Origin of the sequence: Priestia koreensis (genome assembly GCF_001274935.1) — a bacterium.
Lineage (GTDB): Bacteria > Bacillota > Bacilli > Bacillales > Bacillaceae_H > Bacillus_AG > Bacillus_AG koreensis.
Map to the genome: position 1 here is coordinate 175,653 of NZ_LILC01000011.1, position 16,931 is coordinate 192,583.

General features: G+C 40.9%; 14 protein-coding genes. 13 read left to right on the top strand and 1 reads right to left on the bottom strand.

All coding sequences use genetic code 11. The features are described 5' to 3' along the window. The first annotated feature begins 15 nt into the window (after positions 1 to 15). Positions 16 to 2,430, top strand: coding sequence for a phenylalanine--tRNA ligase subunit beta (gene pheT / locus AMD01_RS08130; RefSeq protein WP_053400887.1), 2,415 nt, complete (start codon positions 16 to 18; stop codon positions 2,428 to 2,430). A gap of 38 nt (positions 2,431 to 2,468) precedes the next feature. Here the strand turns inward: pheT and rnhC are convergent, their stop codons facing one another. After that, a complete protein-coding gene (gene rnhC / locus AMD01_RS08135) occupies positions 2,469 to 3,389 on the bottom strand; it encodes a ribonuclease HIII (RefSeq protein WP_053400888.1) in 921 nt (306 codons plus the stop codon). A gap of 246 nt (positions 3,390 to 3,635) precedes the next feature. On the opposite strand from rnhC, the gene zapA reads away from it, so the two are divergent. From zapA to uvrC, 12 genes are all read left to right on the top strand, one after another. Then, on the top strand, positions 3,636 to 3,902 hold the full coding sequence (zapA, locus tag AMD01_RS08140; RefSeq protein ID WP_053400889.1) for a cell division protein ZapA: 267 nt from the start codon (positions 3,636 to 3,638) through the stop codon (positions 3,900 to 3,902). Continuing rightward, positions 3,903 to 4,448 carry a CvpA family protein gene (locus tag AMD01_RS08145; RefSeq protein WP_053400890.1) on the top strand — a complete coding sequence of 182 codons (546 nt, stop codon included), beginning with the start codon at positions 3,903 to 3,905 and terminating at the stop codon, positions 4,446 to 4,448. A gap of 179 nt (positions 4,449 to 4,627) precedes the next feature. Further along, positions 4,628 to 6,346 carry a DNA polymerase/3'-5' exonuclease PolX gene (gene polX, locus AMD01_RS08150; protein ID WP_053400891.1) on the top strand — a complete coding sequence of 573 codons (1,719 nt, stop codon included), beginning with the start codon at positions 4,628 to 4,630 and terminating at the stop codon, positions 6,344 to 6,346. Positions 6,347 to 6,367: 21 nt separating this feature from the next. After that, complete coding sequence (locus AMD01_RS08155) at positions 6,368 to 8,728, top strand: endonuclease MutS2 (protein ID WP_053400892.1); 2,361 nt, start codon at positions 6,368 to 6,370, stop codon at positions 8,726 to 8,728. A 17-nt stretch (positions 8,729 to 8,745) separates the two neighbouring features. Beyond that, positions 8,746 to 9,153, top strand: coding sequence for a DUF350 domain-containing protein (locus AMD01_RS08160; RefSeq protein WP_053400893.1), 408 nt, complete (start codon positions 8,746 to 8,748; stop codon positions 9,151 to 9,153). Positions 9,154 to 9,418: 265 nt separating this feature from the next. Further along, positions 9,419 to 11,119, top strand: a complete 1,701-nt coding sequence (locus tag AMD01_RS08165; protein WP_053400894.1) for a long-chain-fatty-acid--CoA ligase — start codon at positions 9,419 to 9,421, stop codon at positions 11,117 to 11,119. Positions 11,120 to 11,239: 120 nt separating this feature from the next. Continuing rightward, entirely contained in the window at positions 11,240 to 11,827 is a 588-nt protein-coding gene (locus AMD01_RS08170; RefSeq protein WP_053400895.1) for a fatty acid metabolism transcriptional regulator FadR, read from the top strand. Positions 11,828 to 11,866: 39 nt separating this feature from the next. Beyond that, entirely contained in the window at positions 11,867 to 12,640 is a 774-nt protein-coding gene (locus AMD01_RS08175; protein ID WP_053400896.1) for an enoyl-CoA hydratase, read from the top strand. Between the two features lie 43 nt (positions 12,641 to 12,683). Then, entirely contained in the window at positions 12,684 to 13,457 is a 774-nt protein-coding gene (locus tag AMD01_RS08180; RefSeq protein WP_053400897.1) for an electron transfer flavoprotein subunit beta/FixA family protein, read from the top strand. Positions 13,458 to 13,496: 39 nt separating this feature from the next. Continuing rightward, complete coding sequence (locus tag AMD01_RS08185; protein WP_053400898.1) at positions 13,497 to 14,474, top strand: electron transfer flavoprotein subunit alpha/FixB family protein; 978 nt, start codon at positions 13,497 to 13,499, stop codon at positions 14,472 to 14,474. A 161-nt stretch (positions 14,475 to 14,635) separates the two neighbouring features. After that, complete coding sequence (trxA, locus tag AMD01_RS08190) at positions 14,636 to 14,950, top strand: thioredoxin (RefSeq protein WP_053400899.1); 315 nt, start codon at positions 14,636 to 14,638, stop codon at positions 14,948 to 14,950. Between the two features lie 177 nt (positions 14,951 to 15,127). Further along, positions 15,128 to 16,900: an excinuclease ABC subunit UvrC gene (gene uvrC, locus AMD01_RS08195; RefSeq protein WP_053400900.1), complete on the top strand. Its 1,773-nt coding sequence runs from the start codon at positions 15,128 to 15,130 to the stop codon at positions 16,898 to 16,900. The last annotated feature ends 31 nt before the right edge of the window (positions 16,901 to 16,931 follow it).

Sequence of the window (16,931 nt, forward strand, 5' to 3'; positions counted from 1 at the left end):
AGGGAGGGTATTCGAATGTTTGTATCATATCGCTGGTTACAAGACTATGTAGATTTATCAGGAGTATCAGCTAAAGAGCTAGCTGAAAAAATTACCCGTAGTGGGATTGAAGTAGAAGGTGTTGACGTACGCAACGAAGGCATTAAAGGTGTAGTTGTTGGTCACGTACTTGAGCGCGAACAGCATCCAAACGCTGATAAGCTCAATAAATGCTTAGTGGACGTTGGCGCTGAGGAGCCTGTTCAAATTATCTGTGGTGCACCAAACGTTGACAAAGGCCAAAAGGTTGCGGTAGCAACTGTTGGGGCAGTACTACCTGGTAACTTTAAAATCAAGCGTGCCAAGCTTCGTGGTGAAGAATCAAACGGCATGATTTGTTCTCTTCAAGAGTTAGGAATTGAAGGTAAGCTAGTGGCAAAAGAATATCAAGAAGGAATTTTCGTGTTCCCGAATGATGCAGAAGTAGGAGCAGATGCGCTAGATCTATTAGGCTTAAACGATGAAGTGCTAGAGCTTGGCTTAACGCCAAACCGTTCTGATTGCCTAAGCATGCTTGGAGTTGCTCATGAAGTAGCTGCGATTCTAAGCCGTGACGTATGCTATCCCGAAGTAAACGTATCAGAAGCAAGTGAACAAGCAAGCGACTACATTAGCGTAAAAGTAGACGCAGCAGCAGACAATCCATTATACGTGGCACGTGTTGTTAAAAATGTGAAAATTGGTCCATCTCCACTTTGGATGCAATCACGTCTAATGGCAGCTGGTATCCGTCCTCATAACAATGTGGTTGATATTACAAACTACATTTTGCTTGAGTATGGTCAGCCTCTTCACGCATTTGACTATGATCGTTTAGGATCAAAAGAAATTGTCGTGCGCCGTGCACACAATGACGAAAAACTTGTTACGTTAGACGGTACAGAGCGCACGTTAACACACGATCAGCTTGTTATCACAAACGGCACAGAGCCTGTTGCACTTGCTGGTGTTATGGGCGGAGAAAACTCTGAAGTTCAACATGATACGGTAAACGTGTTAATTGAATCAGCGTACTTCAACGGTTTAACGGTTCGTCTAGCATCAAAAGATCATGGACTTCGCAGTGAAGCGAGTGCACGCTTTGAAAAAGGCATTGATCCAAACCGTACACGTATGGCTGCAGACCGCGCTGCACAACTAATGGCTCTTTATGCAACAGGTGAAGTTGTGGCTGGTACAGTTGAGGTAGATACGATGAACGCTGAGCCTGCGGTTGTGTCTGTTTCTGTTGAGCGCATCAACAGCGTATTAGGAACATCACTAGAAGCAAATGAAGTGAAAAGTATTTTTGAACGTCTTCAATTTGAAGCGAAGGAAGACAACGGAACATTTGTTGTAACCGTTCCGACACGTCGCGGTGATATTACCATTGAAGAGGATTTAATTGAAGAAGTAGCTCGTTTATTCGGCTATGATAACATTCCAACAACATTGCCAGTTGGAGAAGCGATCCCAGGTAAATTAACAGAATATCAAGCAAAACGTCGTCAAGTACGCCGCTACCTTGAAGGGTCTGGACTTTACCAAGCAACAACGTATTCATTAACAACGGAAGAAAAAGCAACTCAGTTTGCTTTAGAAACAACAGAAACGATCCGACTAGCAATGCCGATGAGTGAAGATCGAAGTGTCCTTCGTCAAAGCTTAACTCCACAGCTATTAGAAGTCGTGAAGCATAACAACGCCCGTCAAATGGATTCTGTTGCGATTTATGAAACAGGTTCTGTGTTCTTATCAAAAGGTGAAGGAGAACTTCCAGAAGAGAAGGAGCGTTTAGCTGGTGCTGTAACAGGAATGTGGCACATTCACCAATGGCAGGGAGAGAAAAAGGTCGTAGACTTCTACGTTGTGAAAGGAATTTTAGAAGGTTTATTCACAGCGCTAGGATTAGAAGAACGTATTGCATACGAACCTGGTGCGAAAGAAGGCATGCACCCAGGACGTACAGCAACGATCACGCTTGACGGAGAAGCGCTTGGATTTGTAGGGCAATTACACCCAGCCACTCTTAAAGCGCTTGGGTTAAAAGAAACGTACGTATTCGAATTAGATTTACGTCGCGCACTAACAGTCGATGTAGCGCCTGTTCAATACGAACTTATTCCACGTTTCCCATCTATGACACGTGACATCGCGCTCGTTGTAGATAGCACGGTTCAAGCAGGTCAAATTCAACGCGTTATTAAAGAAGTGGGCGGAACGCTTCTAAAAGAAGTGAACGTATTTGACTTATACGAAGGTGAGCGTATGGAGGAAGGCAAGAAATCTGTTGCGTTCTCACTACGTTATTACAACCCAGAGCATACGTTAACAGATGAAGAAGTAACAAAAGCTCATACAAAAGTACTTGAGGCGGTAGAAGCGCAGTTTGATGCAACTCTTCGTTCTTAATTCAAAAAGAGTTCTAGGCACGCAGCCTAGAACTCTTTTTATTTATGTGCCAAACGAATCGCTTTTTCCGTATTCGCAAAGTGATGCTTCGTTAGGTCTTTTAAAACATCCGTACCTTGTGATTGAATGATTTTTGCTGCGGCAATATCGACGTGTTTTCCTGCTCCTTTTGGAAGTTCGACACCGGCTTTTTTTCCGAGCTTATCCATTTCGCGTAAAAAAGCATAGCGCGCAATAATGGATGCAGCTGCAACAGACAAATGAATGGATTCGCCCTTTGTACTAAAAAAGACGTTCTTTTTCACTACTTCTTTTTGCTGAGCTACGTGCTTGTAATATGTCGGTCCCTCAACAAATTGATCAATTAAAATCGCTTCAGGCTCTTCAGGGGCGATTTTATTTAATACGTTTTGAATGGCTTTGTTATGTAGAATTGCCTTCATTTTTCCTTGTGACATGCCGCTTCTTTGTAAATCATTATATTTCGGATTATGCAGGATGATCAGGCTATAAGGAACAACATGAAGGAGCTGTCTAGCAATTTCAATAATCTTAGGATCTTTTAAATCTTTCGAATCTCTCACACCTAATTCTTTTAAAAGAGGAATTTGCTCTTTTGACACGTAGGCTGCAACAACGGTAATGGGGCCAAAAAAGTCACCTGTTCCAACTTCATCTGATCCAATCACGGATTTAAGATGAAAATCGGCAGGAAGTGAAGAAGCGCTCGGACCTTTAGCAGGTGCTGAAGGCTCTGTCGTTCCCCATCTTTGTGCTTCTTGTTCGGCACCGTTTCCTTGAAATAAAACTTTCCCAGATTTGTAGGCCGTGATCGTACAGTTTGGAAGCTTAGCGGTAAAAACGCCTCCTGGTGGTGTTTTATCTGTGATGAAAGGGGCATAATGAGACTGTATTTTGCGTAATTGTGGTGCTTGAACTTTTAAAACGGCATTGGCCATGAAAATCTCTCCTTTATTTAGTATCGATCTAGTAGAAAAGCAATCGAATTGGCTTGCTAATATAAGTCATGTTTGGCTAGGATTTGTAGTCCTTCCACACAAAATTTGTGTGTGATGTGCCAATAAAGTTGCGCGTATATACTCATCTTGTGCTATTATCATAACGGAAATAAGGATATCTTTCCATTCTATTGTAATTCGTGTTATGATAAGGATTAGGATTTTTGTGGAACGGAGGACTTTCTGGTGTTAGAACGAGATAAAAATAAAACGGAAGTCAATATTTATGGGCAACAATATCGGATTGTTGGCTCTGAAAGCACAAGCCACATAAGACTCGTTGCATCTATTGTTGATGATAAAATGAGGGAGATTGCGTCAAAAAATCCGTCATTAGATATAAATAAATTAGCTGTATTAACGGCTGTTAATGTGATTCATGAACATATAAAGCTTAAAGAAGATATAGAAAGACTCGAAAACGAAATTCGTAGGATGAAGGAAGGACAATAAATGCTAGACATCGTATTAATCATCTTATTGGTACTAGGTTTCTTAATCGGAATTAAGCGCGGACTCATTTTGCAGTTGGTTCATTTAATTAGCTTCGCTGTTTCGTTTGTCGTGGCTTACTTGCTAAGTGATGATTTAGCGCCTCGATTAAAGATTATTATTCCTCTACCAAATTGGCAAGATCAACAAGGTATTGCTTCGCTCATTCTTGGCACGGACCAAGTAGAGAGTGCATTTTACCGGATTATTGCCTTTGCTATTCTGTTTTTTGGCACACAAATTTTATTGCGGATTGTTGGGTTTACGTTAAACTCGATTGCGCAACTACCTATTTTAAAACAATTGAATAAGTGGGGCGGAGGTATATTAGGTTTTGTGGAGATTTACGTTGTGTTGTTTATTTTACTCTATATCGGCGCGGTGTTACCGGTATTAAATATTCAACAGCCGATTCAGCAGTCAGGTATCGCAACAGCAATGATTCAGCATACGCCTTTTTTATCTGCAACAATTCATGATTTATTAGCTCAATATGGCCAGCTATAAAGATGGAGAAAGGGGGTAACTCAAATGGTTGAACGCTATCGTTTGGGTTACGCCCTCTTTTCGTTCACCATTTTTTAGTCATTTTGATTACGCGCACTAGTGAAAGAAATGTACATATAGCCTAAAAATTTGTATCATTTTTAGTATAGAAAATGGACGATAGAAAGGGTGGTTTTAGTATGAATAAAAAAGAAGTAATTAAGTTATTAGAAACGATTGCGATTTATATGGAGTTAAAAGGGGACAACCCTTTCAAAATATCAGCTTTTCGAAAAGCAGCAGCTGCACTTGAAAACGACGAACGAAGTCTCTCAGATATTGAAGATGTGACGGCTCTTTCTGGTGTAGGGAAAGGGACAGCAGCGGTAATCAACGAATTTTTAGAGACGGGTAAATCGACGGTTTTAGAAGAGCTTCAAGAAGAAGTTCCAGCAGGTTTAATTCCATTGCTGAAGCTACCAGGACTTGGTGGGAAAAAGATCGCCAAGCTTTATCAGCAGCTTCAGGTAGAAGATATTGATTCGTTGAAGGAAGCTTGTGAGCAACATAAAGTACAAGAGCTTAGTGGGTTTGGAAAGAAGACGGAAGAAAAAATCCTAGAGGCGATCGAAGAATTTGGAAAGCGACCTGATCGTCTCCCATTAACCCTTATGCTCCCAATTGCAAAAGAAATTGAGCAGCATCTCCTATCAATGCGCGACGTGGATCGTTATTCACAGGCAGGAAGCGTACGAAGAATGCGTGAAACGATTAAGGACTTAGACTTTATTATTGCGACTAAGAATCCAGAAAGTGTGCGCGAGCAGTTAACCTCACTTCCCCTTGTGAAGAGCATCATTTCGAATGGGGATACGAAGGTTTCCGTTGTTTTAGAGTATGAATATGATATTTCCGTTGATTTTCGACTTGTAAAAGATGAAGAGTTTGCTACAACCCTACATCATTTCACAGGATCTAAAGATCATAACGTTCGCATGCGTCAATTAGCGAAAGAGCGTGGCGAAAAAATCAGTGAGTATGGAGTCGAGGTTGCTGAAACAGGTGAGGTACTAACGTTCCAATCGGAAGAAGATTTTTATGCTCACTTTGGTCTAGCGTTTATTCCACCTGAAATTCGCGAGGACGGATCTGAGGTAGAGGCATTTATGAAGCCACAGCGTTTTATTACGCTTGAAGATATAAAGGGAGACCTCCATATGCACTCAACGTGGAGTGACGGTGGATATTCGATTGAGGAGATGGCTGAGGCTTGTCGTAGTAAAGGATATCGCTACATGGCCATTACCGATCATTCTCAGTATTTAAAAGTAGCAAATGGACTTACACCTGAAAGGCTCCGCTCACAGAGGGAAGAAATCAATCGATTGAATGAAAAATACGATGATTTTACAATTCTAGCTGGTGTAGAAATGGATATTTTACCAGATGGAACGTTGGACTATGATGATGAAATGTTGCAGGAAATGGATTTAGTCATTGCGTCCATTCATTCGAGTTTTTCACAGCCTAGAGAAACCATTATGGAGCGTCTAAAAACAGCACTTGAAAGTGCACATGTTGATTTTATCGCACATCCAACAGGTCGCTTAATTGGACGACGCGATGGGTATGATGTGGATGTTAATTTGTTAATTGATTTAGCGAAGGAAACAAACACGGCGCTAGAATTAAATGCGAATCCCAATCGGTTAGATTTAGCAGCTGAGCACTTGCGAAAAGCGCAGGAAAAAGGTGTGAAGCTTGTGATTAATACGGATGCCCATAACCTAGAGATGCTAGAAGATATGAAAGTCGGTGTATCGAGCGCAATAAAAGGTTGGGTACGACCAGAGAACGTTATTAATACGTACAGCCTAGAAGAATTGCTGGCGTTTTTACAGCGAAATGATCGCGAATAGAGCTTACAGGAGGACAGTATTGTGCAACCACGTATTTTTAGAGTGCTTGAATTTGATAAAGTGAAAGAGCAGCTTGCAAACCATGTAGCTTCTTCATTAGGACGAGAAAAAGTGGCGAATTTAATTCCATCCACAAACTTTGAAGAAGTCGTAACGTTTCAAGAAGCAACAGACGAAGGAGTTACCGTTCTACGCTTGCGCGGAAATGTTCCATTAGGTGGACTTGTAGATGTACGACCTAGCGTAAAGCGCGCGGAGATTGGTGGTACGTTAAGTCCGAATGAACTACTTGATATTTCAAGTACGATTTACGCTTCTAGACAAATGAAGAAGTTCATCGAGGAATTTGTCTCTGCAGAAGAAATGGAGCTTCCCATTTTAGAGACTTTAATTGAGCAGTTAACACCACTTCCACACCTAGAACAAACGATTAAGCATAGCATCGATGATAATGGAACGGTATTAGACGGAGCGAGCGATAAGCTTCGTGGCATTCGCCAGCGATTGCGCACAACAGAATCACGTATTCGCGAAAAGCTTGATAGCTTGACCCGCTCGTCATCTGCACAGAAAATGCTGTCAGATGCGATCGTGACGATTCGTAATGATCGCTTTGTTATTCCCGTTAAGCAGGAGTACAGAGGGAACTACGGCGGGATCGTTCATGACCAATCATCTTCTGGAGCGACGCTATTTATTGAGCCTCAGTCTGTTGTGACGTTGAACAATGAACTTCAAGAAGCGCGCGTTCAAGAGAAACAGGAAATCGAGCGTATTTTAATTGAACTAACAAGAGAAGTAGCAGAAGCAGCGGGTGAGTTACGTTTAAATGTGAACGTAATGGCTGAGCTTGATTTTATGTTTGCCAAAGCAGCTTACAGTCATAAAATTAAAGCATCGAAACCAAAAATGAATGATGAGGGCTACATTAAAATTGCCAAAGCAAAGCATCCGCTTATCGCAGCAGATAACGTTGTAGCAAACGATATTGAACTTGGAAAAGACTACACAACAATTGTGATCACCGGACCAAATACGGGGGGGAAAACCGTCACGCTAAAAACGATTGGGTTATTCACGTTAATGGCACAGTCAGGTTTACAAATCCCTGCTTTAGACGGCTCAGAGATGACTGTATTCCAAAACATTTTTGCTGACATTGGTGATGAGCAGTCAATTGAGCAAAGCTTAAGTACGTTCTCTTCTCATATGGTAAACATCGTTGATATCTTGAAAAATGTTGATGATAAAAGCTTGGCACTATTCGATGAGCTTGGTGCTGGGACTGATCCTCAAGAAGGAGCAGCTCTTGCCATCTCAATTTTAGATGAAGTGTATCAACGAGGAGCCCGCGTCGTAGCTACCACGCATTATCCAGAGCTAAAAGCTTACGGATACAATCGAAAAGGTGTAGTGAACGCGAGCGTTGAATTTAATATTGAAACGTTAAGTCCGACATATAAATTATTAATAGGAGTTCCGGGACGAAGCAACGCCTTTGAAATTTCGAAGCGTCTTGGACTACAGTCTGAAGTCATTGATCGCGCAAAAGGTTATATTGGGGCTGAAACAAACAAAGTCGAAAATATGATTGCGTCGTTAGAAGATAGCACGCGTCAAGCAGAGCAAGAGCGCGAAGATGCAAAAGATTATCGTGAGGAAGCTGAAAAGCTTCATCGAGAGTTGCAACAGCAAATTATTCAGTTTAATGAACAGCGTGACCGTCTGTATGAAAAAGCCGAACAAAAAGCAGCTCAAACGGTGGAAAAAGCACGCGAAGAAGCTGAAGAGATTATTAAGCAGCTTCGTCAAATGAGCAGAGATCAGCAAGCATCCATTAAAGAACACGAGCTTATTGATGCGCGAAAACGTCTAGATGATGCTGTGCCAACACTGAAGAAGTCTGCGAAGAAAAAAGCACCTGTGAAAAAACAGAATACGTTGAATCCAGGGGATGAAGTACGAGTAGTAAGCTTTGGACAAAAAGGGACGCTTATTGAAAAAGTGAGTAATTCAGAATGGCAAGTTCAAATGGGTATCATGAAAATGAAAGTAAAAGAGAGCAACCTTGAATACGTGAGCTCACCAGCACCCGTTGAAACAAAGCCACTAGCGACTGTAAAAGGAAAAGATTATCACGTTAGTCTTGAATTGGATTTACGCGGTGAGCGATTTGAAAATGCTCTGATGCGCGTCGAAAAATATATCGATGATGCGCTTCTAGCAGGTTACCCGCGCGTATCCATTATTCATGGTAAAGGAACGGGAGCACTGCGACAGGGTGTACAAGAATACCTCAAAAATCATCGTTCAGTGAAGAAAGCGCGATTTGGAGAAGCCTCTGAGGGAGGTTCAGGAGTAACCGTCGTAGAATTTAAGTAGTGGGAGTGGGGGCTTCAATGAAAAACTTTTGGGAAAATACGTACGTGCAATCTGCGGGCAATTACAGCGTCGTCGTTCTAAGTATGATTGTCTTCCTTGCTATTTTTGAGCTGGTGACAAAATATCGCAACTGGGATGAGATACAAAAAGGGAATGTAGCAGTAGCAATGGCTACCGGAGGGAAAATCTTCGGCTTAGCGAATATTTTCCGCTATTCTATTTCCCATCATACGAGTTTGTTATCGATGCTTGCTTGGGGGTTATATGGATTTGTCCTCCTCTTACTTAGCTATTTTATCTTTGAATTTCTTACACCTAAATTTCGAATCGATGATGAAATTGCCAACGATAATCGCGCCGTTGGATTAATTTCAATGGTGATCTCAATTGGAATGTCATTTGTTATTGGCGAGGGAATCGGATAAGGAGACAAGTAAATGGAGAAATTAGCAAAGGTTTTACTCGTTTTATGCGGTCTTTTTGTAACAATAGGGGTTATTTATTTAGCATTTTTTTAACGGACAGGAATTTCCTGTTCGTTTTTATTTTGTTCGGAATGAGTACATGTTTGAGGACGGTATCTAGGCCTTTATCAACAAAGAGAATTTATATAGATTGCAGGACATCCTTTCATTGTACTATAATAAATATGTGGAATTTTCCAAAATTTCGTTATAAGGGGATGAGCAGATGGAAGAAAGAGCGGTGAAGCCTTGGCTTGATCGATATCCACCGGAAATTCCAGCCGCAATTACGTACAGCGGAACGAATCTCGTGGATAGCTTTTTAAACGCTGCAAAACTATATCGAGATAAAAAGGCCGTTCACTTTCTTGGAAAGAGTATAACCTTTCAAGACGTTTCAGAGCAGGCTTTCAAACTCGCAAGCTATTTGCAGGAGATAGGGTTAAAAAGAGGAGATCGGGTAGCCATCATGCTTCCTAACTGTCCACAGGCCGTCATTTCATTTTACGGAGTCATGTTAGCTGGAGGGGTAGCAGTTCAAACAAATCCATTGTACATGGAGAGAGAACTGGAATATCAGATGAATGACTCAGGCGCTACGTTTATCATTTCGATTGACATGTTATATCCACGCATCTCAAAAGTGAAAGCGTTAACAAAAATTGAGCATGTGATCATGACGAGAATTCAAGATTACTTGCCGCTTGTAAAAAAAGTATTGTATCCGTACGTACAAAAAAAGCAAAGCAGTGTTCAAGTTTCTCTAGAGCATAGTGGTACGACACACTTATTCTCGGAAATTATGAAAAGAACAAATGAAACGTTTACGAAGTATGAGATTGATGCAGAAAACGACTTAGCAATTATTCAATACACGGGAGGAACAACGGGCTTTCCAAAAGGGGTCATGCTAACACATAAGAATCTCGTCTCTAATGCTACGATGTGCTCACACTGGCTCTATCGTTGCAAAAATGGGGAAGAGAAGGTATTAGGAATTTTGCCGTTTTTTCATGTGTATGGGCTAACCACCGTATTAATTTTAGCTATTCTCCAAGGATATGAAATGATCTTAATGCCGCGCTTTGATGCAAAATCGGTTTTAAAAACGATTCATAAGCAGCGTCCTACGTTATTTCCTGGTGCACCAACAATCTACATTGCACTGTTAAATCATCTCGATTTGCAAAAATATGATTTATCATCCATTGATGCTTGTATAAGTGGTTCAGCACCGTTACCTGTAGAGGTTCAGGAACAGTTCGAAAAAGTGACGGGTGGGAAACTAGTAGAAGGATATGGATTAACGGAATCATCGCCTGTGACACATGCGAATTTTGTGTGGGAAGAGCGAGTAAGCGGTAGTATTGGCTTGCCATGGCCTGACACGGATGCTAAAATTTTTTCTATGGAAACTGGGGAAGAAGCGGGCGTAAAAGAAATTGGCGAACTGGCTGTAAAAGGTCCTCAGATCATGAAAGGCTATTGGAATCAGCCTGCAGAAACGGAAGCGGTCCTCCGTGATGGGTGGTTGTTAACCGGCGATGTAGGGTATATGGATGAACGAGGCTATTTTTATATCGTTGATCGCAAGAAAGATATGATTATTGCTGGAGGATACAATATTTATCCACGTGAAGTAGAAGAAATATTGTATGAACATCCGAAAATTAAAGAAGCTGTTGTCGCAGGGGTACCAGACCCATACCGCGGAGAAACAGTGAAAGCTTATGTAGTACTAAAAGACGGTGAAGTATGTACAGAAGATGAGCTAAACAAATACTCTCGTCAATATTTAGCCGCGTATAAAGTGCCAAGAATATACGAATTCAGAGAAGAGCTTCCAAAAACAGCAGTAGGAAAAATTTTGAGACGTTCGTTAGTCGATGAAGAACGACAAAAGCAGCAAGAGAGAAAAATTAACTAACGGTTTCAATGCTAGCTCTTTTTTGTCAAAGTATGCGTTTTATATGTTGACAGAAAAGGCTTTATTCTTTATTATGAAAATATGAATGAATGATCATTCATATTTGAAGGAGAGTTTGCATTGAAAAGAAATAAACCGAAGTTTAAGCAAATTATTGATGCAGCTGTAATCATCATTGCAGAGAACGGCTATCATAATGCGCAGGTTTCCAAGATTGCGAAGCAAGCGGGGGTCGCAGACGGAACCATTTATCTTTATTTTAAGAACAAGGAAGATATTCTGATCTCATTATTTCAAGAAAAAATGGGACAGTTTATTGAAAAGATTGAGGAAGACATCACAGAAAAGGAAAAAGCTGTAGACAAGTTATATATGGTGATTGAAAAGCATTTTAAGCTATTATCAGATGATCACCACTTAGCAGCTGTCACTCAGTTAGAGCTTCGTCAATCTAATAAAGAACTACGCTTAAAAATTAATGATGTGTTAAAAGGTTATTTAAGAGTTCTTGATTCAATCTTAGAGACAGGCATTGCTGGCGGAGAGTTTCGAGATAATTTTGATCGTCGCCTAGCGAGACAAATGATCTTCGGCACGATCGACGAAACTGTCACCACATGGGTCATGAATGAGCACAAGTATGATCTAATGGCGCTAGTGCCAGGGGTACACGATTTATTAATTAAAGGCTTCGGCGTTTCATCATAGACGCCGTGCCTTACAATAGCAAGAAAAGAGGTGCATAAAGTGGAATTTTTAAAGGTAGCTACAAATGATTTTGTCAAAGTCATTACGATTAATCATCAGCCTGCTAATGCTTTGTCACAAGCAGTTTTGAAAGAGCTTTCATCCGTGCTTCGTGAGGCGGAAAACGATTCTAATACACGAGTTGTTCTCCTACACGGAGAAGGAAGATTTTTCTGTGCTGGTGCAGATATTAAAGAATTTACTACGCTTGAAAGCGCAGATGATTATGCACAGTTAGCGAAATTTGGCCAAGAATTAATGGAGTACATTGAAACGTATCCGAAACCTGTTATAGCAGCTATTCATGGTGCTGCTCTTGGTGGAGGATTGGAACTTGCAATGAGTTGTCACATTCGCCTTGTAAGTGAAAAGGCGAAGCTCGGTTTGCCAGAGTTACAGCTAGGAATTATTCCTGGATTCGCGGGTACACAGCGTCTACCTCGATACGTTGGCACAGGGAGAGCAGCACAAATGATGCTGACAAGTGAGCCAATTTCAGGGGTAGAGGCTGCACAGCTTGGACTTGCGAATTACGCATATCCAGACGAATCTTTAATGGACGAAGCTACAAAATTGGCTGCGAAAATAGCGCTGAAAAGTCCAATCTCTGTGAAATATGCGCTACAATTGCTTCAACATAGCAAACCAGCTTCTTATTACGAAGGGGTAGAAAAAGAAGCGGAGCTATTTGGACAGGTGTTTGGATCACAAGATGCAAAAGAAGGTATTGCTGCGTTCGTTGAAAAACGAGCACCGAAGTTTACAGGGGAATAACCAGCATTTTTGATGGGTGATATTTAATAACGGAGGGGTATACATGAATATTTTCGTATTATTAAAAAGAACATTTGATACAGAAGAAAAAATTGCGTTAAGCAACGGAAGAATTGCTGAAGACGGTGCTGAATTTATCATCAATCCATACGATGAGTATGCAATTGAAGAGGCAATTCAAGTCCGCGATGCTGAAGGTGGAGAAATTACGGTTGTAACAGTCGGCGGCGAAGAGTCTGAAAAAGAACTTCGCACAGCGCTTGCAATGGGCTGTGACAAAGCCGTTTTGATCAACACTGAGGATGATCTTGAAGATGGAGATCAATTCACTTCCGCTAAAATTATCGCAGAATTTTTAAAAGACAAAAATCTAGACCTAATCTTAACAGGGAATGTAGCGATCGACGGAGGATCAGGCCAAGTAGGTCCACGCGTTGCTGAGCTGTTAGAAATTCCTTATGTAACAACAATCACAGGTCTTGAAATTAACGGCAAAGATGTAAAGGTTGTACGTGACGTTGAAGGTGATTCTGAGACAATCGAAACAACGCTACCTCTTTTAATTACAGCACAACAAGGGTTAAACGAGCCGCGCTACCCATCTTTACCGGGAATTATGAAGGCGAAGAAAAAGCCTCTTGAAGAGCTAGAGCTTGATGATCTTGATTTAGAAGAAGATGACGTAGAAGCAAAAACAAAGACGCTTGAAATCTTTTTACCAGCTAAAAAAGAAGCAGGAAAAGTTTTATCAGGAGATCTAGGGGATCAAGTAAAAGAGTTAGTGAACTTACTGCATACAGAAGCAAAAGTGATTTAATCAGTCTTACTTAATACGCTAAACACGGGGGTATGAAAAATGGCAAGAAAAGTATTAGTACTAGGGGAAGTTCGTGATGGAGCATTACGTAACGTATCATTTGAAGCGATTGCAGCTGGTAAAACAGTAGCAGAAGGCGGAGAAGTTGTAGCGGTATTAGCAGGAGAAGCTGTTCAAAGCTTTGGGCAAGAGCTTATTCACTACGGTGCAGATCGTGTCGTAACGGTAGAAGATGCAAAATTAGCAGCTTACACACCAGATGGTTATTCACAGGCGCTATTAGCAGTTATTGAGCAAGAAAAACCAGAAGGAATTGTATTTGGTCATACGGCGCTTGGAAAAGACCTATCACCAAAATTAGCGGCGCGCTTAGGCAGTGGGTTAATTTCAGATGCAACTTCTCTTGAAGAAGCAGGCGGAAACTTAGTTTTCACTCGCCCAATCTATTCTGGTAAAGCGTTTGAAAAGAAAATCGTAACAGACGGCGTCATCTTTGCTACGATTCGTCCAAATAACATTGCACCACTTGCAAAAGACGAGTCTCGCTCAGGTGATGTAACAAGCGTGAGCGTCGAAATTAAAGATCTTCGTACGATCGTCAAAGACGTTGTTCGCAAAGCTACACAAGGCGTTGACTTATCAGAAGCAAAAGTCATTATTGCCGGTGGACGTGGAGTGAAGAGTGAAGATGGCTTTAAGCCTCTACAAGAACTAGCAGACGTACTTGGTGGTGCGGTTGGAGCATCACGTGGTGCATGTGACGCAGACTACTGTGACTACTCACTACAAATTGGGCAAACAGGAAAAGTGGTAACACCAGACCTTTACATCGCTTGCGGTATTTCAGGAGCTATTCAGCATTTAGCTGGTATGTCCAACTCAAAAGTAATCGTTGCAATCAACAAAGACCCAGAAGCAAACATCTTTAAAGTAGCTGACTATGGGATCGTTGGAGATCTATTCGAAGTCATTCCAATGCTAACAGAAGAATTTAAAAAATTGAACGTTCATTCTTGATTTATATGGAAAAGCGGGCAGGTAACATTTGCCCGCTTTTCTGCATAAAATAAGCGTTCTCAGCACACATTACAAGCGAATCAAATAAATAGCATTACCTATAGCAAGATGCTATACTGTGAATATAATTTGATAAATGACTGTTTATAGGAGGAATTCATATGGCAATTGTACACGCAACTGACCAAACTTTTAATACAGAAACTGAAAACGGCTTAGTACTAGTAGACTTCTGGGCACCATGGTGCGGACCTTGTAAAATGATCGCTCCAGTTCTTGAAGAAATCGACGGAGAAATGAGCGACAAAGTAAAAATCGCGAAAATCGACGTAGACGAAAACCAAGAAACTGCAAGCAAATTCGGCGTAATGAGCATCCCAACTTTACTTCTTTTCAAAGATGGAGAAGTAGTAGACAAAGTAGTTGGTTTCCAACCAAAAGAAGCGCTTGTAGAAGTTATTTCTAAACACGTTTAATAAGCAAATGTCAAAAGACATTCTCTTAGGAGGATGTCTTTTTTTGTGTGCAACAAAACAAGCGGAATGTTCATTTTTTACGCGTAGTTATGCTATGATGAAAGTCTATAGAACATATATACGGTTTTGTTAAAAACATTCATTATAGTTCATGATATTCAGAGAGAGGTGATGGAAATGTCGAATCAGCTGAAGGAGAAGTTAGCCATTTTACCTGATCAGCCGGGCTGCTATTTGATGAAAGACCGAAATGGAACGATCATTTATGTGGGCAAGGCGAAGGTGTTGAAAAATCGAGTTCGCTCTTACTTTATCGGGTCGCATGATGGAAAAACCCAGCGTCTCGTAAGTGAAATTGTTGATTTTGAATATATCGTTACCTCTTCCGATCTCGAAGCGCTCATTTTGGAAATGAATTTAATTAAAAAGCATGATCCGAAATACAACGTGCGTCTAAAAGATGATAAGGGATATCCATTTATTAAAATCACAAACGAGCGCCATCCTCGCTTATTTATTACGCGGAAGGTAAAAAAAGATAAAGCCAAGTACTTTGGTCCCTATCCAAATGCCCAAGCGGCAAATGAAACAAAGAAATTATTAGATCGCATTTTTCCACTTCGTAAATGTTCGACGATGCCGGATCGTGTGTGTCTGTATTATCATATTGGTCAATGTTTAGGACCTTGTCAGTTTGAGGTAACAGCGGGACAAAACAAGCAAATGATCGATGACATTGCCCGCTTCTTAAATGGTGGTCATCAAACGGTAAAAGAAGAGCTGACGGAAAAAATGCTCAAAGCATCCGAAGAGCTAGATTTCGAACGTGCGAAAGAGTATCGAGATCAAATTGCACATATTGAGGCAACCATTGAAAAACAGAAAGTAACGTTTAATGATTTTGTTGATCGTGATGTATTTGGCTATTCCTATGATAAAGGGTGGATGTGTGTCCAGGTGTTTTTTGTTAGACAAGGGAAGTTGATCGAACGAGAGGTTTCCATGTTTCCTTTTTATAATGAACCAGAAGAGGACTTTTTGACATTCATTGGCCAATTTTATGAACAACCAAATCACTTTAAGCCTAAAGAAGTGTATGTTCCGAACCAGATAGATGCGGAGCTTGTTCATCGTTTGTTAGAGGTGGAGGTAGATCAGCCACAAAAAGGGAAGAAAAAGCAATTAGTCGATCTAGCATGTAAAAATGCGAAGATTGCGCTTACTGAGAAATTCTTTTTGATTGAACGAGATGAAGAGCGTACGGTTAAGGCGGTCGATCGATTAGGTGAGAAACTAAATATTGCAGCACCATACCGAATTGAAGCCTTCGATAATTCAAATATTCAAGGAACAGATCCGGTCTCAGCAATGATCGTGTTTGTGGATGGAAAGCCAGAAAAGAAGGAATACAGAAAGTACAAAATTAAAACGGTGGAAGGTCCCGATGATTATGGCTCAATGAGAGAGGTCGCGAGAAGGCGCTACTCTAGAGTACTAAGAGAAGGGCTACCTTTGCCTGATTTAATTATTGTTGATGGAGGGAAAGGACAGCTCGCAGTTGTTCAAGATGTGTTAGAAAATGAGCTAGGTTTATCTATTCCTACGGCGGGTCTCGTAAAAGATGATAAGCACAGAACCGCTAACTTAATTATCGGAGATCCCGTTGAGATGATTGCTTTAGAAAGGAATAGTCAAGAGTTTTACCTACTTCAACGTATTCAAGATGAAGTTCATCGATTTGCGATTACGTTTCACCGACAAGTTCGCTCCAAAAGCTCCTTTCAGTCTATTTTGGATGACATTCCTGGTGTTGGAGAGAAACGAAAAAAAGCCTTATTAAAGCATTTTGGTTCAGTAAAAAAAATGAAAGAAGCGACTATAGAAGAGCTTCAAGAAGCACAGCTTCCACGAAATGTGGCCGAGCTTCTTTTTGAAAAATTAAAAGATTAATCTTGCAAGTTTTTCATTTTTCTGTTAGCCT